16 protein-coding genes and 1 pseudogene are annotated in these 20,817 nt (G+C 64.9%); 16 read left to right on the forward strand and 1 reads right to left on the reverse strand.

The features are described from left to right. Positions 1-38: 38 nt before the first annotated feature. The 11 genes and pseudogenes from Q8S38_RS15835 to Q8S38_RS15885 all read left to right on the forward strand — a co-directional run. Positions 39-1,082, forward strand: coding sequence for a class 1 fructose-bisphosphatase (locus tag Q8S38_RS15835; protein ID WP_068078364.1), 1,044 nt, complete (start codon positions 39-41; stop codon positions 1,080-1,082). A 14-nt stretch (positions 1,083-1,096) separates the two neighbouring features. Next, on the forward strand, positions 1,097-1,969 hold the full coding sequence (locus Q8S38_RS15840; protein ID WP_068078367.1) for a phosphoribulokinase: 873 nt from the start codon (positions 1,097-1,099) through the stop codon (positions 1,967-1,969). Further along, positions 1,966-3,999, forward strand: a complete 2,034-nt coding sequence (gene tkt, locus Q8S38_RS15845; RefSeq protein WP_068078373.1) for a transketolase — start codon at positions 1,966-1,968, stop codon at positions 3,997-3,999. The genes Q8S38_RS15840 and tkt overlap by 4 nt, the downstream gene beginning before the upstream one ends. Continuing rightward, the gene (locus tag Q8S38_RS15850; RefSeq protein WP_068078375.1) at positions 3,999-5,210 is read left to right on the forward strand and encodes a phosphoglycerate kinase; all 1,212 of its coding nucleotides are present in this window, start codon (positions 3,999-4,001) and stop codon (positions 5,208-5,210) included. Before tkt ends, Q8S38_RS15850 begins: the two co-directional genes overlap by 1 nt. Positions 5,211-5,212: 2 nt before the next feature. Further along, entirely contained in the window at positions 5,213-6,295 is a 1,083-nt protein-coding gene (gene fba / locus Q8S38_RS15855) for a class II fructose-bisphosphate aldolase (RefSeq protein WP_068078376.1), read from the forward strand. A 40-nt stretch (positions 6,296-6,335) separates the two neighbouring features. Then, on the forward strand, positions 6,336-7,796 hold the full coding sequence (locus tag Q8S38_RS15860) for a form I ribulose bisphosphate carboxylase large subunit (RefSeq protein WP_068078378.1): 1,461 nt from the start codon (positions 6,336-6,338) through the stop codon (positions 7,794-7,796). 11 nt (positions 7,797-7,807) lie between these two features. After that, positions 7,808-8,230: a ribulose bisphosphate carboxylase small subunit gene (locus Q8S38_RS15865; RefSeq protein ID WP_068078389.1), complete on the forward strand. Its 423-nt coding sequence runs from the start codon at positions 7,808-7,810 to the stop codon at positions 8,228-8,230. A gap of 236 nt (positions 8,231-8,466) precedes the next feature. Continuing rightward, a complete protein-coding gene (cbbX, locus tag Q8S38_RS15870) occupies positions 8,467-9,399 on the forward strand; it encodes a CbbX protein (protein ID WP_068078392.1) in 933 nt (310 codons plus the stop codon). A gap of 17 nt (positions 9,400-9,416) precedes the next feature. Beyond that, on the forward strand, positions 9,417-10,097 hold the full coding sequence (gene rpe, locus Q8S38_RS15875; protein WP_068078395.1) for a ribulose-phosphate 3-epimerase: 681 nt from the start codon (positions 9,417-9,419) through the stop codon (positions 10,095-10,097). Further along, complete coding sequence (locus Q8S38_RS15880) at positions 10,094-10,777, forward strand: HAD-IA family hydrolase (RefSeq protein WP_068078398.1); 684 nt, start codon at positions 10,094-10,096, stop codon at positions 10,775-10,777. The genes rpe and Q8S38_RS15880 overlap by 4 nt, the downstream gene beginning before the upstream one ends. Before the next feature lie 14 nt (positions 10,778-10,791). Continuing rightward, positions 10,792-10,908 (forward strand): annotated as a pseudogene (locus Q8S38_RS15885) (HAD family hydrolase); the annotation flags it as partial. Positions 10,909-11,315: 407 nt separating this feature from the next. Here the strand turns inward: Q8S38_RS15885 and Q8S38_RS15890 are convergent. Then, positions 11,316-12,161 carry a type IV toxin-antitoxin system AbiEi family antitoxin domain-containing protein gene (locus tag Q8S38_RS15890; protein WP_305681360.1) on the reverse strand — a complete coding sequence of 282 codons (846 nt, stop codon included), beginning with the start codon at positions 12,159-12,161 and terminating at the stop codon, positions 11,316-11,318. A 696-nt stretch (positions 12,162-12,857) separates the two neighbouring features. Between Q8S38_RS15890 and Q8S38_RS15895 the strand changes: the two genes are divergently transcribed. The 5 genes from Q8S38_RS15895 (at position 12,858) to Q8S38_RS15915 (ending at position 20,567) form a co-directional block, all read left to right on the forward strand. Then, entirely contained in the window at positions 12,858-13,043 is a 186-nt protein-coding gene (locus Q8S38_RS15895) for a hypothetical protein (RefSeq protein WP_067254014.1), read from the forward strand. A 196-nt stretch (positions 13,044-13,239) separates the two neighbouring features. After that, on the forward strand, positions 13,240-14,196 hold the full coding sequence (locus tag Q8S38_RS15900) for a DUF3991 and toprim domain-containing protein (protein WP_305681361.1): 957 nt from the start codon (positions 13,240-13,242) through the stop codon (positions 14,194-14,196). 141 nt (positions 14,197-14,337) lie between these two features. Next, positions 14,338-14,940: a DUF1419 domain-containing protein gene (locus tag Q8S38_RS15905; protein WP_305681362.1), complete on the forward strand. Its 603-nt coding sequence runs from the start codon at positions 14,338-14,340 to the stop codon at positions 14,938-14,940. Positions 14,941-14,952: 12 nt separating this feature from the next. After that, positions 14,953-15,351, forward strand: coding sequence for a DUF3085 domain-containing protein (locus Q8S38_RS15910; RefSeq protein ID WP_305681384.1), 399 nt, complete (start codon positions 14,953-14,955; stop codon positions 15,349-15,351). A 113-nt stretch (positions 15,352-15,464) separates the two neighbouring features. Beyond that, positions 15,465-20,567 carry an N-6 DNA methylase gene (locus Q8S38_RS15915; protein WP_305681363.1) on the forward strand — a complete coding sequence of 1,701 codons (5,103 nt, stop codon included), beginning with the start codon at positions 15,465-15,467 and terminating at the stop codon, positions 20,565-20,567. The last annotated feature ends 250 nt before the right edge of the window (positions 20,568-20,817 follow it).

Raw genomic sequence — 20,817 nt, forward strand, 5'->3', positions numbered from 1 at the left:
GGCAGCGCCGCATTCGAAGGCTCCTGGGGAGGAAGCTCGTGTTGGACCAACCGTCGCTGGCGCAATGTCTTGCGCCCTATCGAACTGGTGGCGAGCTGCAGACGCAGGTCGCCGACACGACCCTCGCTTTGGCGCAGGCAGCGGTTTCGATCTCCGAACTGGTCTCGAAAGGCGGCCTGGCCGGCGATCTGGCGGGCGCAACGGGCGCGACTTCCGACGGCGACGCCCAGAAGGCGCTCGATCTCATCGCCAACGACCTGATCCTCGCGGCGCTGTCGCGCTGCCCGGTCGCACAGATCGCCTCGGAAGAGAACGACGAGATTCAGCACCTTCCCGGCAACGGCCCTCTCGCGGTGGCGGTCGATCCCGTCGACGGCTCCGCCAACATCGCGACGAACGGGGCGATCGGCACGATCTTCTCGATAAGGGCGGCGGATGCGGGGGATGCGTCGGAACTCGGAGCTTTCGCCTCGACCGGTGAGGCCCAGCTTGCCGCAGGGTATGTGCTCTACGGACCCCAGACGACGCTGGTTCTGACGACGGGGTCCGGCGTCGATGTCTTCGTGCTGGAACGGAAGACGGCTGCCTTCCTGCGCACGAAGACAGGGATCCGCATACCGCGCGGCACGCGGGACTATGCGATCAACGCCTCGAACGCCCGGCACTGGGACCCGCCAGTGCGTCAGTTCGTCGAGGATTGTCTCGCAGGCTCATCAGGACCGCTGGGCGTCGACTACAACACCCGCTGGTATGCCGCGATGATCGGCGAGGCGCACCGCATCCTGTTAGGCGGGGGCGTGTTTCTCTATCCCGGCGATGCCAGGCCCGGCTATCATGAGGGCCGCCTGCGGCTGGTCTACGAGGCGCAGGCCGTCGCCTTCCTGATCGAACAGGCGGGTGGAGCCGCTAGCGACGGCTATCGGCCGATCCGAACGATTCTGCCGCAGCGCCTGCACCAGCGCGTGCCGCTGATTTTCGGCGCGCCCGAAGAGGTCTCACGCATCGACATGCTGCATGCCGCCCCGGCGGATGACCGGTCCGTCGCGCCGCTGTTCGGGCGGCGCGGCCTGTTCCGGTCCTGAGCGGAGATCGGTTGATGTCGATCAAGCATCCGATCATCTCGATCACCGGCTCTTCCGGGGCAGGCACCACCTCGGTGAAGCGCACCTTCGCGCAGATATTCCGGCGCGAAACCATTGCCGCAGCCTATATCGAGGGCGACGCCTTCCACCGCTACGACCGCCTGGAGATGCGAAAGCTGATGGCCGACGAGGCCGCCAGGGGCAACAAGCATGTCAGCCATTTCAGCCCCGCCACCAACCTGCTCGAAGAGCTGGAGGCGGTCTTCAAGTCCTATAGCGAGACCGGCGCGGGCCAGACCCGCCACTACATCCACGATGCTCAGGAGGCCGAGACCTACGGCGTGCCGCCCGGCAAGATGACCGATTGGGAGCCGCTGCCCGCCGACACCGACCTGCTCTTCTACGAGGGTCTGCACGGGGCGGTCTGCGACGAGAGGCTGAACATCGCCCAGTATGCCGATCTCAAGATCGGAGTCGTGCCGGTGATCAACCTCGAATGGATCCAGAAACTGCACCGGGACCGGTCGGCGCGGGGTTATTCGACCGAGGCCGTGACCGACACGATCCTGCGGCGCATGCCGGACTACATCCACCACATCTGCCCGCAATTCTCGCAGACCGACGTCAACTTCCAGCGCATTCCGACGGTCGACACCTCGAACCCGTTCGTCGCGCGTTGGATCCCTACGCCCGACGAATCCATGGTCGTGATCCGGTTCAAGAACCCGCGCGGGATCGACTTCTCCTACCTGCGCTCGATGATCGCCGGCAGCTTCATGTCACGCGCCAATTCGATCGTCATTCATGGCGGGAAGCTCGACCTCGCCATGCAGCTGATCCTGACCCCGATGATCCTGCAACTCGTGGAACGGCGGAGGCGGGCATGAACAAGATGGCACCCATGGCTCTCGGGCACGAGGCGTCGATGCATCGCGACATGGCGAACGCGATCCGCTTCCTCGCCATCGACGCGGTTGAGAAGGCCAAGTCGGGGCATCCCGGCATGCCGATGGGAATGGCCGACGTCGCGACCGTGCTGTTTGCGCAGTTCCTGAAATTCGATCCTGCCGACCCCGCCTGGCCCGACCGCGACCGCTTCGTGCTATCGGCCGGACATGGTTCGATGCTGCTCTATGCGCTCCTGCATCTGACCGGATATCGAGGCATGGACATCGCGCAGCTCAAGGCCTTCCGGCAATGGGGCTCGCTGACGCCCGGCCATCCGGAGCATGCCCATACACCCGGTGTCGAGACGACGACCGGGCCTCTCGGACAGGGGCTTGCGACAGCGGTAGGCATGGCGCTGGCTGAGCGGCTGTCGAACGCCCGCTTCGGCGACGACCTCGTCGATCATCACACCTATGTCATCGCCGGCGATGGCTGCCTGATGGAAGGGCTGAGCCATGAGGCGATCTCGCTGGCGGGGCATCTCCGGCTGGGCCGGCTGATCGTCCTCTTCGACGACAATTCGATTTCGATCGACGGCGCGACGGCGCTGTCCTGTTCGGACGACCAGCTCGCACGCTTCGCCGCCAGCGGCTGGCACGCCGCTCGGATCGACGGACACAACCCGGAGACGGTGGCCGAGGCGATCGCGGCGGCCAAGGCCGATCCGCGTCCATCGCTGATCGCCTGCAGAACCATCATCGGTTTCGGCTCACCCAATCGTCAGGGAACGGAAAAGGTCCATGGCGCACCGCTGGGCGCCGACGAGGTCGCGGCGACGCGGGCCGCGCTGGCTTGGCCGCATGCGCCCTTCGAAGTGCCTGCGGAAGTCGGGGACGCCTGGATACGAGCCGGGCAAAAGAACGCCAAGGCGCGCAGGGACTGGCAGGCTCGCCTGAAGGATGCGCCGTCTGACGTTCGGGCTCGGTTTGCTGCTGCACTCGCGGGAGATATCGGGGACGTTGGCCGGTCAGCTTTGGCGACGATCCGCACGCGCTTTCTCGCCGATGCGCCAAAGATTGCGACGAGACAAGCTTCGCAGCAGGTGCTGGACGCGATCGCGCCCGCCATTCCCGATCTGTTCGGCGGCTCGGCCGACCTGACGCACTCCAATCTGACGCACGCCAAGAGCCAGAAGCCGGTGACGCCCGGCGATTTCGCCGGCTCTTACGTCCATTACGGCATCCGCGAGTTCGGCATGGCCGCCGCGATGAACGGCATCGCCCTCCATGGCGGCTTCATCCCCTATGGCGGAACGTTCCTCGTCTTCGCCGATTACTGTCGCCCGGCGATCCGCCTCTCGGCGCTGATGAAGCAGCGCGTTGTCTACGTCATGACGCATGATTCGATCGGGCTGGGCGAGGACGGGCCTACGCATCAGCCGGTCGAGCATCTGGCTTCTCTGCGAGCCATTCCGGGCCTGCTCGTGTTCCGGCCGGCCGACGCGGTCGAGACGGCCGAGGCCTGGGCCTGCGCGCTGGCTCACGATGGCCCGTCGGTGCTGTGTCTGACTCGGCAGGCTCTGCCGATGCTTCCGAGACCACATGAAGCCGGCGAAACCGTTAGCGGTGGCGCGTGGGTTGTCCGCGAACCAAACGGCAAGCGGGATATCACGTTGATTGCCACGGGTTCCGAGGTCGCGCTGGCATTGGCAGCCGCCGACGCGCTGCACGAACAGATGGTCGAAGCCGCGGTGGTGTCCATTCCCTGCTTTGAACGCTTCTCGGCCCAACCACCCTCCGTGCGACAGGCGATTCTGGGGCGCGCGCCCCGTATCGGTATCGAGGCCGCGGTGAGCCTGGGCTGGGATCGCTGGATCGGCAGCGAGGGCACCTTCGTGGGCATGCACGGCTTTGGCGCCTCCGCGCCTGCTGACGTGCTTTTCGAGAAATTCGGGCTGACGGCAGCGGCCATCGAGACCGCGGCGATGAAGGCCGTGATCGTCTCGCGCAGTGGCAGGGGGCTGAGATGATGGCCCGTTTCCCAACCCTCGACGACGCCGAATTTTCGGGCAGGCGCGCGCTTGTGCGGGTCGACCTCAACGTGCCGATGGAGAACGGCGCGGTCACGGACACGACCCGCATCGACCGCATCCTGCCGACGATCCGCGAGATTGCGGCCAAGGGCGGCAAGGTCGTGCTGCTCGCCCATTTCGGACGGCCCAAAGGTCGCGACGCCAAGGACAGCCTGCGGCAGGTCGTGCCCGCTCTCACCCATGCGCTCGGAAGCCCTGTGATCTTCGTCGAGGACTGCATCGGCGAGGATGTCGCCAGGGCGGTTGCGGCTGCGAAGAACGGTGACGTTCTGCTGCTCGAGAACACCCGCTTCCACGCCGACGACGAAAAGAACGATCCGGAATTCGTCAAGGCGCTTGCCGCCAATGGCGACCTCTTCGTCAACGACGCCTTCTCGGCGGCGCATCGGGCCCACGCCTCGACCGAAGGGCTCGCCCATGTCCTGCCGGCCTATGCCGGACGCACCATGCAGGCGGAACTGGAGGCGCTGTCGGCCGGGCTCGACAATCCAGCGAAGCCTGTGATGGCGATCGTCGGCGGCGCGAAGGTCTCGACCAAGCTCGACCTGCTCGGCAGCCTCGTGAAGAAGGTTGATATGCTGGCCATTGGCGGCGGCATGGCCAACACCTTCCTCGCCGCGCGCGGCGTCTCCGTCGGCAAGTCGCTCTGCGAGCATGACCTCGTCGCCACCGCACGCGAGATCGAGGAGAAGGCCAGGGCCGCTGGCTGCGAGATCGTGCTGCCGGTCGACGCGCTGGTCGCCCGCGAGTTCAAGGCCCATCCCGGCCACCGCGTCGTGCCGGTATCGGATGTCGCCGCCGACGAGATGATCCTGGACGCCGGCCCCTTGAGCGTGGCCGAGGTCGTGCTCAAGCTGGACAGCGTCCAGACCCTGGTCTGGAACGGGCCGTTCGGGGCCTTCGAGCTGCCGCCCTTCGACACCGCGACGGTGACCGTCGCCAAGGCGGCAGCCCGGCGCGTCAAGGCGGGCAAGCTCGTCGCCGTTGCAGGCGGCGGCGACACGGTCGCGGCGATGAACCATGCCGGCGTCGCCAACGACCTGACTTACGTCTCGACGGCGGGCGGCGCCTTCCTTGAATGGATGGAAGGCAAGCCGCTGCCAGGGGTAGAGGCGCTGCATCGTCACCCAGAACTGGAGAGCACCTGACCATGGCCCGCATCACGCTTCGCCAACTGCTCGATCATGCCGCCGAACAGGGCTATGGCGTGCCGGCCTTCAACATCAACAACATGGAGCAGGGGCTCGCCATCATGGCGGCGGCCGAAGCGGTCGACGCGCCCGTGATCATCCAGGCAAGCCGCGGCGCGCGGAGCTACGCGCACGACATCATGCTGGCAAAGATGATCGAGGCTCTGGAAGAAATCTATCCGCAGATCCCGCTCTGTCTGCATCAGGACCACGGCAATGACGAGGCGACCTGCGCCACCGCGATCCGGCACGGGTTCACCTCGGTGATGATGGATGGCTCGCTCAAGGCCGACGCCAAGACCCCTGCCGACTACGCCTACAATGTCGCGATCACCCGCCGGGTCGTCGACATGGCCCATTGGATCGGCGCGTCGGTCGAGGGGGAGCTTGGAGTACTGGGCTCCTTGGAAAGCGGACAAGGCGAGGCCGAGGACGGGCATGGCGCCGAAGGTCAGCTCAGCCACGACCAGTTGCTAACGGATCCCGACGAGGCCGTCCGCTTCGTCGCCGAGACCAAGGTCGATGCGCTTGCCATCGCCATGGGCACCTCGCACGGCGCCTACAAGTTCACCCGCAAACCAGATGGTGACATCCTCGCCATGCAGGTCGTCGAGGAGATCCATCGCAGGCTGCCAAACGTCCACCTCGTGATGCACGGCTCCTCCAGCGTGCCCCAGACGATGCAGGACATCTTCAACGCCCATGGCGGGGAGATGCCGCAGACCTGGGGCGTGCCGGTCGATGAGATCGTGCGCGGCATCCGGCACGGTGTGCGGAAGGTCAATATCGACACCGATTGCCGGCTCGCCATGACGGCGCAGTTCCGCCGCGTCGGCCAGCAGGCGCGAGCCGAGTTTGATCCGCGCAAGTTCCTGAAGCCCGCAATGGACGCAATGGCCGATCTCTGCCGCGAACGCTTCGAGCAGTTCGGCACGGCGGGACAGGCCGGCAAGATCAAGGTGCTGCCGATCGCCGCCATGGCGAAGCGCTACCGCGCCGGCGAGCTCGACCCGCGGATCGACCCTCTCGCGGTCGCCGCCTGAAAACCTCTTGTCCAACCAGCCACCACCGAGGAGCTCCCAGATGAACCAGCAATCCCTGACGGTGACCGGCAAGGAGCGCTACCGCTCCGGCGTCATGGAATACCGCAAGATGGGCTATTGGGAACCCGACTATGTCCCCAAGGACACCGACATCATCGCGCTGTTCCGGATCACCCCGCAAGACGGCGTCGACGAGATCGAGGCGGCGGCCGCCGTGGCGGGAGAGAGCTCCACTGCGACCTGGACCGTGGTCTGGACCGACCGGCTGACGGCCGCCGAGAAATACCGGGCGAAAGCCTATCGCGTCGATCCGGTGCCCAACGCGCCGGGCTCCTTCTTCGCCTACATCGCCTATGATCTCGATTTGTTCGAGCCGGGCTCGATCGCCAACCTGACGGCCTCGATCATCGGCAACGTCTTCGGCTTCAAGCCGCTGAAGGCGCTGCGGCTCGAGGACATGCGGCTGCCCACCGCCTATGTGAAGACCTTCCAGGGGCCGGCGACCGGCATCGTCGTCGAGCGCGAGCGGCTGAACTGTTTCGGCCGGCCGCTATTGGGGGCGACCGTGAAGCCCAAGCTCGGGCTGTCTGGCCGCAACTACGGCCGCGTCGTCTACGAGGCGCTGAAGGGCGGGCTCGACTTCACCAAGGACGACGAGAACATCAACTCGCAGCCTTTCATGCATTGGCGCGACCGCTTCCTCTACTGCATGGAGGCGGTCAACAAGGCGCAGGCCGCGACCGGCGAGGTCAAGGGCACCTATCTCAACGTCACCGCCGGCACGATGGAAGACATGTACGAGCGGGCAGAGTTCGCGGCCGAGCTCGGCTCCTGCATCGTCATGATCGACCTCGTCATCGGCTACACCGCGATCCAGTCCATGGCGAAATGGGCGCGCCGGAACGACATGATCCTGCACCTGCACCGGGCCGGGCACTCGACCTATACGCGCCAGCGCATCCACGGCGTCTCGTTCCGCGTCATCGCGAAATGGATGCGGCTCGCCGGCATCGACCATATCCATGCCGGCACCGTCGTCGGCAAGCTCGAGGGCGATCCGGCGACGACGCGCGGCTATTACGACATCTGCCGCGAGGATCATAATCCGCAAAAGCTCGAACACGGCATTTTCTTCGACCAGCCCTGGGCGAGCCTGAACAAGATGATGCCGGTGGCGTCGGGCGGCATCCATGCTGGCCAGATGCACCAGCTGCTCGACCATCTCGGCGAGGACGTCGTGCTGCAGTTCGGCGGCGGCACTATCGGCCATCCGATGGGCATCCAGGCCGGCGCCACCGCCAACCGCGTCGCGCTGGAGGCCATGATTATGGCCCGCAACGAGGGCCGCGACTACCTGCACGAGGGCCCGGAGATCTTGGCGAAGGCGGCCCAGAGTTGCAGCCCGCTGAAGGCCGCGCTGGAGACCTGGGGCAACGTCGCCTTCAACTACGAATCCACCGACGCGCCCGATTTCGCGCCCGTCGCCAGCGTCTCGATGTGAGGAGGACGACTATGCGCGTGACCCAAGGCTGCTTCTCCTATTTGCCCGACCTGACCGACGACCAGATCAAGGCGCAGGTTCAGTACTGCCTCGACAAGGGCTGGGCGGTGAACATCGAGTTCACCGATGACCCGCATCCCCGCAACACCTATTGGGAGATGTGGGGCTTGCCGATGTACGACCTCAAGGACCCGGCCGGCGTGATGATGGAGCTCAGCCAGTGCCGTCGGGTCTATGGCGAGCGCTATATCCGGATGTCTGGCTTCGACGCCGGCCATGGCTGGGAGTCGGTGCGGATCTCCTTCATGGTTAACCGGCCCAAGGTCGAGCCCGGCTTCCGGCTGGAGCGGCAGGAGGCCAAAGGCCGCCAGCAGCGCTATGTGACGCATGCCTACGCGACCGACCGGCCGGAAGGGGAGCGTTATGGGTCTTGAGGCGCAGGCTCGGTCTCTCATGAGTTCGCGCTCTCTCTCCCCCCTCGTGGGGGAGAGTTGGAGAGGGGGGGCGAACGGCTGGGTGAGCTTCATATCGATCAAGCACAACCGCCAGCACCCTCTTGCAAACCGCTCGCCCGGTCTTTCGCCCCCCACTCCTATCCCCTCCCCAAAAGAGGGAGGGGAAGAGCTTGGCCGCCCAGCGCTGGCGCGGACCCTGTCATCGGGCGCAGCCCGTGTCTGAGGATACGGACGAGAACCCAGGCGGCGGCCCGCCCGCCAGCATCTCCCTTCGCGAGGAATTCGACGGTGCCGGCATCGCTGAGGTCCTGGCGCAGCTCGACCGGGAGCTGATCGGTCTGAAGCCGGTCAAAACCCGCATCCGCGAGATCGCCTCGCTGTTGCTGATCGAAAAGGTGCGCCAAAAGATGGGCATCAGCGCCGGCCAGCCGACGCTGCACATGTCCTTCACCGGCAATCCGGGGACCGGCAAGACCACGGTCGCCTTGCGCATGGCTGACATCTTGCACCGGCTTGGCTTCGTCCGGCGCGGCCATGTGATTTCGGTGACGCGCGACGATCTCGTCGGGCAATATATCGGCCACACCGCGCCCAAGACCAAGGAGATCCTGAAGAAGGCGATGGGCGGCGTGCTGTTCATCGACGAGGCCTATTACCTCTATCGGCCCGAGAACGAGCGCGACTACGGCCAGGAGTCGATCGAGATTCTGCTGCAGGTGATGGAGAACCAGCGCGACGACCTCGTCGTCATCCTCGCCGGCTATGCCGAGCGCATGGAGACGTTCTTCCGCTCGAACCCGGGCTTTCGCTCGCGCATCGCCCACCACATCGATTTTCCCGATTACGGGGACGAGGAGCTGTTCAGCATCGCCGAGCTGATGCTGGCCGGCCAGAACTACCGCTTCAGCAGCGCGGCGCAGGACGCCTTCCGCAGATACATCGCCGCGCGGAAATCCCAGCCGCTTTTTTCCAACGCACGATCGATCCGCAACGCGCTCGACCGCGCCCGCCTGCGCCAGGCCAACCGGCTCGTAGCCGATCTCGACGCGCCGCTGAACGCCGAGACGATCATGACGCTGGAGCCCGAAGACATCCTCGCCAGCCGCATCTTCGCCCAGGCTGCCGACAGCCGCGTCTCGGCGGCCTAGTAGTGGAGATTCCGACAATGCCAAACCCGCTGTTGATCGCGCCGTCGATCCTATCGGCCGATTTTGCCCGTCTTGGCGAGGAGGTTCGTGCGCTGGACGCCGCCGGCGCCGACTGGATTCATTGCGACGTGATGGACGGGCATTTCGTGCCCAACATCACCTTTGGGCCGGATGTGGTGCAGGCCATACGCCCGCACACCGACAAGGTCCTCGACGTCCATCTGATGATCTCGCCAGCGGATAACTACCTCGAGGCTTTCGCCATGTCAGGAGCGGACGTGATCACGGTTCATGCCGAGAGCGGGCCTCATCTCCATCGCTCGCTGCAGACCATACGAGGTCTCGGCAAGCAGGTCGGCGTCACGCTCAACCCCGCGACGCCGCTCGCGGTGATAGAGCCGGTGATCAGGCTGGTCGATCTCGTCTTGGTCATGAGCGTCAATCCGGGCTTCGGCGGCCAGGCCTTCATTCCCGACGCCGTCGATCGCGTCGCAGCCGTGCGGCGTATGGCGCGCGACCGGGGCTTGAGTCTGCGCATCGAAGTGGATGGCGGCGTCGGACCGGCGAACGCCGGCGCGTTATACGCGGCAGGCGCGGACACGCTTGTCGCCGGGTCGGCCGTATTGAAGGACGGACCCGCTCACTATCGCGCCAGGATGGAGGCGATCCGTGCCGCCGCCGTGAACGTGACGCCATGAAGTATCGCCACAAGCCGCGATCAAAGCTGGGCGCGGTCATCTTCGATCTCGACGGCACGCTTGTCGACAGCGCTGCGGACATCGCGAGTTCTCTCAACCATGCGCTGAGCTGCGAGGGCCTCGCGACCGTTCCATTGGCCAATGTCCGCACCATGATTGGCGATGGCGTCGCGGCCCTTGTGAGGAAGGCGATCGACCATCAGGGCGCCGCTGTCGATCCGGATCGATGCAACAGGGTGACGGAGCGTTTCATGACATTCGCTCATTCCGTGCCAGTCAACGCCTCCACGCTGTATCCCGGCACGGAAAACCTGCTGCGAAGGCTGCGGCGCGACGGAGTCAGGTTGGGCGTCTGCACCAACAAGCCGCATGATCTCGCCGGACGCGTCTTGCAGATGCTTGGGGCGGCTGAGATCATCGATGGGTGGATAGGCGGCGGGCATTTTGCGATGAAGCCCGATCCATCGTCGCTACTGGCCGTGATTGAGGAGCTCGGGGCCACTCCGGACGCGACCGTTTATGTCGGCGACATGCGTGTCGATTATCTCACGGCGTTGAACGCGGACACTGCCTTCATCGGGGTCAATTTCGGTGCTTGGCGCTATGATTTGCCCGACATGGACAAGCCGTGTGTGGTCATGAGCATGGAGGAGTTGCGCAAGGGGCTGGTTGCAGAATGAGTGACCGCGCCGTCATGCATTGGCCGAAGGCGATGATTTTCGATCTCGATGGGACACTGGCCGAGACCGAAGAACTCGATCGGCTAAGTCTCAACGATTCATTCGAGGCACTGAATCTCGGTTGGAATTGGTTGTCACTTGGCAGCTAATTACAAGAATGCGGCCGTTCTCGCCATAGCGTGCACTTAAAATACGAGAATCGAACAGCTCAGATTCCTAAATTATCTGCAATCACATTGTGTCGAAGCTGTTGTAAGTATTGAATACCACGGGGATATTTTACGATTTCCGGACCGAGAAGGCGTTCCAGCTCGTCGGCCAGATGGGGCTGGTTGGGCAGGTGATCTACCTCACCCATCATCCGCACCTTTGCAAGATCGCTCGGCGGGTGTGTCCTGGCGCTAGGATTCATGAACTGACTGCACGCCTGCAACGATAGTAAGATTGCTTGCGCACGCCCGGATCTGGACGCTATTCACATGCACTTCCTCGCAGAGCCCGTCTCTGCTTCGGCGCCGTGTGTTAGCGCCTGCCATTCTCACGCGCCATGGCTAGCTTCCTGCGGCAACAGGTCGGCCGGCACGGTGATCCGATAGGTCGGATGCAGTCGCCCGCCTGCGGCGAGAGCGCGATCGCCACGCCCCATGTCGATCTGCGACATGTCTATATGCTTGCGCCAAGCTTGAGCGTGTTTGTCGGCATAGACGAAGAACAGACGTTTGACCTTCACGCTCTGGCATTGGACGAGCAGCGTCGTCAGCAAGTTCGGGCGCAGATTGACCAGGCTCTCAAACGTCATGTCGAGGGTGTGAAAGCTCTCATTGTTTGGCAGCTCATCAAGCGCCTCGAGGATCGCTCGCTCTGCCGACGACATCCGTATCGGCCAACGCCAGGGGCTGAGGGTGAACTCCGCGTCCGGGCCGTCGGACAGGCTGAATTCGCTATCTTCAACACCTGTCGGCTGCTCACCGAACAGCGCGTCGTTTCGCCGGACGAACCGTGGATCGGGTTGCAGCTCGACCAGCCATGTCGGCATGGCCGAGCCGTAGAGATAGATCGCCGCGTCGCCGCCCAACTGCAGATAGTGCGAATGACCGTGAAGGCCGAGGGCGCTTACCCCTCCGACATGGAAGCTATGTCCCATGATCCATTGAGCGGAGAGCAATGGTATTTTCCATCCCGTGGCGGCTTCTCGACTTGCGCCGGTGGTAAAGGGGCGGCGGTAGAGGCCTTGTCTCACTCGCTCCAGCCAGCCCTGCTTCACATAGGCCGAAACCGATTGTCGCGAGATGGCGTGGCGCGTCATCCAAGCCATATCCACCAGAAAACCCGGCGGGATGGCCTGGAGGAGTAGCTTCAGCTTCGACGCGCCTTGTCCATTCATGTTTGACAATATTCCATGAACTCAAAGTGAGCGCGAGCGCGGATTTTTTGGATTTGACCTGATGTCAAACGAGCGTTGACAACAGCAATCTTTTTCAAAGTAGCCGGGCCGGCTATCCTGCTGAGTTGAAGGGCTGAGATGGCGTCTCCCTGCGGGCCGGGCTGTCGGCGAAGCTGAAGCCCTTGCGGGCCTTCACCCATGCGGGCGTCCATCCCTGACGCGGGGTGTAGAGGCGGCGCTATCCGGCGGACGATGGCAAGCCGATGTCCATGAACTCGGCCAGGTCGACGAATTTGGCGCCTTCTGCGCTGCGCAGAGACGGGCAGCCCGCGCGCGGGCCGATGGTCTGACGGGCGAATTCCTGCACCGGAAAAGGTTGCGGCGGAGGTCGCGCGAATCCCGACGCACGCGAAGATGAATCTCGCGAAGGTCCAGGTAATCGTCATGCGGCGACAGGGTGTTTTTCGGCGAAGAGCGTCGTTGCCATGAAGCCAGGTCCACCGAGAGCAGCGCAATCCCGCTCTTCTGCGATGGCGTCCTGGTCCGGTTCCGGATCTTCCACGATCAACCCGCAAGGGGTCGGCTACGCGAGCGTGCCGCCGCTGCGGCTGACGCCTTCGCGGTGATCGCGACCGGCCCCGGCCCTTCGAGGAGCCATCGAGCGGGAATTCCCCCGCTCCCGGATGGAGCCTCACAATGTCGAACGATCTTGTCCTTGCCCAGAGCCACGCCTTCGCACTCGCTCGCACGCTGATGGTCCCGATTACGGTCTTCCAGATCGATGGCGCCTATGGAGTGCTGCCGAGCGACGAGATCGACGACGCAGACGAGCTCCACGTCATCCATGAGTTCGACCCTCATGATCGCCGGCCGGCTCACTGAGCCGGGAGTGGGCGCCGCAAGCGAGCGGTCGCCCGCAAGGGAGGCTGCGCCGCGAACGATTGATCTCATTTCCCGTCGAAGGTCGATCCGCGCCCTTGCAGGCGCCGCTCTTCGCGGCGGTTGGGCTTGGACCCGCGAGATGTGCGGGAGGGACGACGCAGCAGGAAAGGCCGGACGTAAAGCGCCGGGAGAGATGATGGAGCAACGAGAACTCGAAGAACTGAAGGGGCGCGTGTTGTGTGCGGCGGTGCTGGAGAAAGCCGGCTTCGCCATCGATCTGAAGGAGAGCACGCGCCGCGCCGTCAAGCACCGGCGCGGCAGCGACATCATCATCGTGATCCACGAAGGCCGGGGCTGGTTCGATCCGCTGTCGGACGCCAAGGGCGATGTCTTTTCGCTGATCCAGCATCTGGACGGCGTCGCCTTCGCCGAAGTGCTTGTGCGTGCGGCCGAGCTGGTCGGGTTTGGACCGGCGGAACCTGCGTGGCAGAGATCGCGCACGCAGAGGCCGGATGTCTCTCTTGCCGAACGCTGGCGCGCCCGGCGAGCCCTTCGGCCGGGCTCTGCCACCTGGCGCTACCTGCGTCACGAACGCCATCTCCCCGAAAGGGTGCTGCGCGCCGCGATCCGTCAGGACCGGCTGCGGGAAGGCCCGCATGGCAGCGTGTGGGCCGCCCATGTCGACAACGGCGGCATTGTCACCGGATGGGAAGCGCGCGGCCCGCAATGGCGTGGGTTTTCGACCGGCGGGACCAAGATGCTGTTCCGACTGGGAGCGCCCGACGCCTTGAGGCTTTGCATCACCGAGGCGGCGATCGACGCCATGAGCCTTGCAGCGCTCGAGGGGCTCCGGCCCGGAAGCCTCTATCTCAGCACCGGCGGCGGCTGGTCGCCTGCGACAGATGCAGCGGTGCGAACGCTCGCCGCGCCTCCCGGCGCCCAGCTCGTCGCGGCGACGGATGCCAACAGCCAGGGCGAGGTTTTTGCAGGGCGGCTGCGCGAGATCGCCGAGAGCGCCGGCTGCGACTGGTTTCGGCTGCGGCCGCCAGGCGACGACTGGAACGACGCTTTGAGGGAGAAGGCGGGGGAGGAGCAGGAAAGGAGGAATGGGAGGAGAGACTTGCCGCATGCCCGCCGGCCGCATCAAGGGTGACGCTTTGCCCGGCTGCGCCGGCCCTTGACCCGGCCGGACGGCGAGGCGGCCGCAAGGGAGGGGTCAGGAAGAGCCGAAGATGATGGCGATGTCGCGAGGATGAGCCGCGCTCCGGTCTGACGAGTCCACAGGAGCCAGTTCATGACCCTCTCCCCCATCCGAAAAGTGTTTCAGGGCGTCGCCGACCGGCGCCAAATGTTTGCGATGTTCGACCGCCATGCCCAGCGGCCCGATCGCGGCCAGGGTAACGCCGGCTCGCTCTACGCCGGCGAATGGTTCGAGATCGGCCAGGCGGCGCACGACTATATGTTCGAGGCCCTGCCGCCAGTCATCTTGGCGGTCGATATGTTCGCGCTGCGCGAGTTTCTGACCGGTTCGATCACCAGCGTCTTCTTCACATTGTGGATCGACGGCCGGGCCCGGTACTTCCACGGTTATTGCGATCTCGCCGATATCAATTCCGGCAGGCGCATGCGCGAGGCGATTGTCGAGCGCGAAACCCGACCCGTTCGGGCGATGACGCGGCAAGAGCGTCTGGAGCACATCTGGTCGAGCACCCATGACGACTATCGCGGCTATGCCGACGGGCGCTGGCCCGCGCCCGAGAGAGACAAGCGCACGGTCACGGTCTATAGGGGCCGGCACGGGACGACGTCAAAACTTCTCGACCGTCTGACGGATAGCGAGATCAGCGAAAAGCTCCCCGTGCATCTGCGCTATCTGCCCGACGCGATCGCGGCGTGATGGGCGCCGGTGATGTTCAGCTTTTCCGTCACGGATGTCCGCGCCGTCATCACGCGCGGACGGATCGACGCCGTCCTCAATGGCGGCTTTCGCAATCCCCATTATGGCCTCGCTTCCGGGCAGGACGAACGACCGGGCGTATGGCTGGTCGGCGATGAGGGCGTCTACATCATGTCCAACGGCAAGCTTGCCGAGGATCAGCGTCCGCTCGTCGTCTACGCCCAGGAGTGCGATCCAAAAACCAATCCCGACTACTGGCATTACAAGCGTCAGCACTTTGGCGGCGATGACGGCGTCGAGTTTCTCGATGCAGCCGAGCTCGTGAAGCTGCTCATGGCCGCGCCGTCGGCGACGCATCTCACGATCACGATGACCGACAGCGCCCTGTCGCTCGCCCTGGCCCGGCGCTGATCCGCCGGCTGAACCAGCCACCCACCCACCATCCATCGCCCGCGACCAAACCTCCCGTCGGACCTGATCCGGCGGGAGCGATGGCGCGCGCCCCGATCAGAGGAGAATTCGCCATGGCTCACGATCACCACTTGTCTCTTGATCCCTTCACCATCGACCTCTTCAACGACACCGCGCTCTCATCGGGCCTGAGCCTCGGCGTGACGGCCTTCGCCGGCGACGTCGTAGCCAATGACGACGATGACCCGGAGCCCACGCCGCCGACGCCGGCGCAACGGATCGTTCCGTCGGGGCCGCGGCTTTCAACGCTTGGTCGGGCCAACTTCGTCCTTGAGGACAATCGCGGTTTGGCTGCGAACTGGAAGGATCGTGCCCGCGACAGCATTGCTGCGATCCGGATCGCATCGCAAATCGAAGTTGAGCAGCGGCCGGCGACGCTGGACGAACAGCGCAGGCTGATCCGCTTCACAGGATTCGGCGCCTCCGACCTCGCCAATGGCGTCTTCCTGCGGCCGGGCGAAACGACATTCCGGAAGGGCTGGGAGACGATCGGCGGCGCGCTGCAGGATGCGGTCAGCGACGCCGATTACGCTTCGTTGGCGCGCTGCACGCAGTACGCTCATTTCACGCCGGAGTTCATCGTCCGGGCAATCTGGGCCGGCCTGCGGCGGCTCGGCTGGCGCGGTGGCCGCTTGCTCGAACCTGGCATCGGAACCGGGCTGTTCGCGGCACTCATGCCGGAAGCCTTTCGCGATTGCGCCCACGTCACCGGCGTCGAGCTTGATCCGACGACGGCGCGCATCGCCCGGCTGCTGCAGCCGCGCGCTCGCATCCTCGCCGGCGACTTTGCCCGAACCGAGCTACCTTCGAACTTCGACCTCGCCATCGGCAACCCGCCGTTTTCCGATCGCATGGTCCGCTCCGACCGCGCCTATCGTTCGATGGGCTTGCGGCTGCACGACTACTTCATCGCGCGCTCGATCGATTTGTTGAAGCCTGGCGGGCTGGCGGCCTTCGTCACCTCACATGGCACGATGGACAAGGTGGACGCGTCAGCGCGCGAGAAGATCGCGAAAGTTGCCGATCTGGTCGCTGCGATTCGGCTGCCGCAAGGCAGCTTCCGCGCCGACGCCGGGACGGACGTCGTCGTCGACATCCTGTTCTTCAGGAAGCGGAAGCTGGGCGAGCCGCAAGGCGAGCTCGCATGGGTCGATATCGAGGAGGTGCGGGCCGCCACGGCAGACGAGGGTGCGATCCGCGTCAATCGCTGGTTCGTGCGCAATCCCGGCTTCGTGCTTGGCACGCACGCCCTCACCACAGGGCCGTTCGGCGAGGCCTATACCTGTCTGCCCCAGCCCGACGTCGCGCTCGACGCCGCGTTGAACGCCGCCATCCGTCTCCTCCCGGAGAGCCTCTATGACGGCGAGCCGGAAGCGGTCGATCTCGACGACGGGGAAGCGTCGGACGTTGATCTCGTTCTCCCGCACGAGACGCGCATCCGCGAGGGCAGTTACTTCGTCGACACACGCCGCGGGCTGATGCAGCTCGTAGACGGCCAGCCCGTCGCGGTGAAGGTTCGAAAAGGGCGGAGCGCCGAGGGCGTCCCGGAAAAGCACGTCCGGATCATCCAGAAGCTGATCCCGATCCGTGACGCCATGCGCGAGGTCCTCAGCTGCCAGGAACAGGACCGGCCCTGGAAGGATGAGCAGGTTCGCATGCGCATCGCCTGGTCGAGCTTTTTGCGCGACTTCGGGCCGATCAACCACACGACGGTCTCGATCTCTCAGGACGAGTCAACGGGCGAGGTCCGCGAAACCCATCGCCGTCCGAACCTGCAGCCATTCCTTGACGATCCCGATTGCTGGCTCGTCGCCTCGATCGAGGATTACGACCTCGATACCGACACGGCAAAGCCCGGTCCTCTCTTCAGCGAGCGCGTCATCGCGCCGCTTGCCGCGCCCGTTATTACTTCGGCTGCCGACGCGCTTGCCGTCGTCCTGAACGAGCGCGGCCGCGTCGATCTCGAGCACATTGCCGAGCTTCTCCATCGGGATGTCGCCAACGTCATCGTCAAGCTGGGCGACGCGATCTTCCGGAATCCGGCCGACGGCACCTGGCTGATGGCGGACGCCTATCTGTCGGGGCCGGTGCGCGACAAGCTGAAGGTTGCCGAAGCCGCGGCAGCGCTCGACCCCGCATTCGAGCGCAATGTCCGCGCCCTGGTCGCGGTCCAGCCGGCCGATCTCGGTCCCTCCGACATCACCGCTCGTCTCGGCGCGCCGTGGATTCCGGCAGCCGACGTCGTCGCCTTCGTCAAGGAGGCGATGGGCGCCGAGATCACGATCCGCCACATGCCGGAGCTGGCGTCATGGACAGTGGATGCGCGCCAGCTCGCCTGGCTGGCGGCGGGAACCTCCGATTGGGGCACGGGCCGTCGCCATGCCGGCGAGCTGCTGACCGACGCGCTGAACAGCCGCATCCCGCAAATCTTTGACACGGTGAAGGAGGGCGGCAGCGAGCGGCGCGTGCTCAACGTCGTCGATACCGAAGCCACCAAGGAGAAGCTGCACAAGATCAAGACCGCATTCCAGACATGGGTCTGGTCCGATCCGGCACGCACCGACCGGCTGGCGCGGGTCTACAATGACCGCTTCAACAACATCGCGCCGCGCGCTTTTGATGGCTCGCATCTGAACCTGCCTGGCGCAAGCGGCGCTTTCACCCTCTACCCCCATCAGAAGCGCGGCATCTGGCGGATCATCGCGACTGGGTCGACCTATCTTGCCCACGCGGTCGGCGCCGGAAAGACCATGACCTTTGCTGCCGCCGTGATGGAGCAGCGTCGGCTCGGGCTGATCGCCAAGGCCATGCTGGTCGTGCCGGGCCATTGCCTGGCGCAGGTCGCGCGGGAGTTTTTGGCGCTCTACCCGAACGCCCGCATCCTCGTCGCCGACGAGAGCAATTTTACGAAGGAGAAACGCCACCGCTTTCTGTCGCGCGCTGCGACCGCGACCTGGGACGCGATCATCATCACCCATTCGGCGTTCCGCTTCATCGACGTGCCGTCCGCCTTCGAGCAGCAGATGATTCAGGACGAACTCGAACTCTATGAGAGCCTCTTGACGAAGGTCGAGACCGATGACCGCGTCTCGCGCAAGCGCCTCGAACGCCTGAAGGAGGGATTGAAGGAGCGGCTGGAGGCGCTCTCGACCCGCAAGGACGATCTCCTGACCATCTCCGAGCTCGGCATCGATCAGATCATTGTCGACGAGGCGCAGGAGTTCCGGAAGTTGTCCTTCGCCACCAACATGTCGACACTGAAGGGCGTCGACCCCAACGGCTCGCAGCGCGCCTGGGATTTCTATGTGAAGTCGCGCTTCGTCGAGACGAAGAACCCCGGCCGGGCGCTCGTCCTTGCCTCGGGTACGCCGATCACCAACACGCTCGGCGAGATGTTCTCGGTGCAGCGGCTGATGGACCATGCCGCGCTTCGCCAGCGCGGGCTGCATGAGTTCGACGCCTGGGCTTCGACCTTTGGCGATACCACGACCGAACTCGAGCTGCAGCCATCGGGCAAATACAAGCCGGTCTCGCGCTTCGCCAGCTTCGTCAATGTGCCCGAGCTGATCGCCATGTTCCGCTCCTTCGCGGATGTCGTGCTTCCCGACGATTTGCGGCGTTATGTGAAGGTGCCGGCGATCTCGACCGGCCGCCGTCAGATTCTGACCGCCAAACCGACGTCGGCCTTCAAGTCGTATCAGCGCCTGCTTGACGAACGCATCAAGGCGATCGAGATGCGCGACCGGCCGCCGGAGCCCGGCGACGACATCCTGCTCTCGGTCATCACCGATGGCCGCCATGCCGCGATCGATCTGCGCTTGGTCGATCCCGACAACGACAACGACGCGGAGAACAAGCTCAACCTGCTTATCGGGAACGCGCTACGCATATGGCGGGAAACCACGGACGCAACCTATGTCCGGCCCGATGGCAAGCCCTTCGAGGCGACGGGCGCCGCGCAGATGATTTTCTCCGATCTCGGCACGATCAGCGTCGAGAAGAGCCGGGGGTTCTCTGCCTATCGCTGGATCCGCGACGAGTTGGTCCGACGCGGCGTGCCGGTCTCCGAAATCGCCTTCATGCAGGATTTCAAGAAGTCGGAGGCCAAACAGCGCCTGTTCGGCGATGTCCGGGCCGGCCGGGTGCGCTTTCTGATCGGCTCGTCGGAGACGATGGGCACCGGCGTCAACGCCCAACTCCGCCTGAAAGCGTTGCATCATCTTGACGTGCCGTGGCTGCCCTCGCAGATCGAGCAGCGAGAGGGGAGGATCGTGCGGCAGGGCAACCAGCATGACGAGGTCGACATCTTCGCCTATGCGACGCAAGGCTCGCTCGACGCCACGATGTGGCAAAACAATGAGCGCAAGGCCCGCTTCATCGCGGCGGCACTCTCAGGCGACACCTCGATCCGCCGTTTGGAGGATCTGGGCGAGGGGCAGGCCAACCAGTTCGCGATGGCGAAAGCGATCGCGTCGGGCGATCAGCGGCTGATGCAGAAGGCCGGGTTGGAGGCCGAGATCGCCCGGCTCGAGCGCCTGCGTGCCGCCCATCAGGACGATCAGTTCGCCGTGCGTCGGCAGCTTCGCGATGCCGAACGGGATAGCGCGGTCTCGACCCGCCGGATTGACGAGATTGGGCGCGACATCGAGCGCCTCGTTCCGACCACCGGCGACGCATTCGCCATGACGGTGGCGGGCTCACCCTATCGCGAGCGCAAGGAGGCTGGACGCGCCTTGCTCCGGGAAATCCTGACCCTCGTGCAGATGCGGCATGAGGGGGAGGTGGTGATCGCCATGATCGGCGGGTTTGAACTGGAGTTCAGCGGCGAGCGCGGGGGCCGCGATGGCTATCGCTATGAGACGATGTTGCTTCGTACCGGCGCTGAGCACGAGATCGATCTGCCGGTCACGGTGACGCCGCTTGGCGCGGTGTCGCGGCTCGAACACGCACTCGGGGATCTTGAGGGCGAGCGGGAGCGGTATCGTCAGCGTCTCGCTGAGGCCCAGCGCCGGCTCGCGTCGTATCGGTCGCGCGAGGATGGCACGTTCGCCTTCGGCGAGGAGCTGGCGGAGAAACGCCGACAGTTGGTCGAGATCGAGACAGCGCTGGCGAGCGATACGGACGGACCTGATGCGATGCCGGCGGTCGCAGCTTGATCTGAGCAGAAGGGCGGAAAGCGGGGCGAGAGAAAAAATGAACCTTGCTCGCCGACCGGCCATTCCGGTGACACTGACGCTCAACCGCCGCCGTCGCGATCCCGGTCCGTTGTCCCGCGCAGGGCTTTGCCCCGCTTGGCCATCCGGACCGACATGCTCGGCCGCAGTTGCACCGACCTGTCCGCTCCGCGGCCTGGGAGGGGTCTTCGGGAAGAAGACTGAACCGGACAGGTCGAGGCCGTGTCCCGCA

The sequence above is a fragment of the Allobosea sp. genome (genome assembly GCF_030695125.1).
Lineage (GTDB): Bacteria > Pseudomonadota > Alphaproteobacteria > Rhizobiales > Beijerinckiaceae > Allobosea.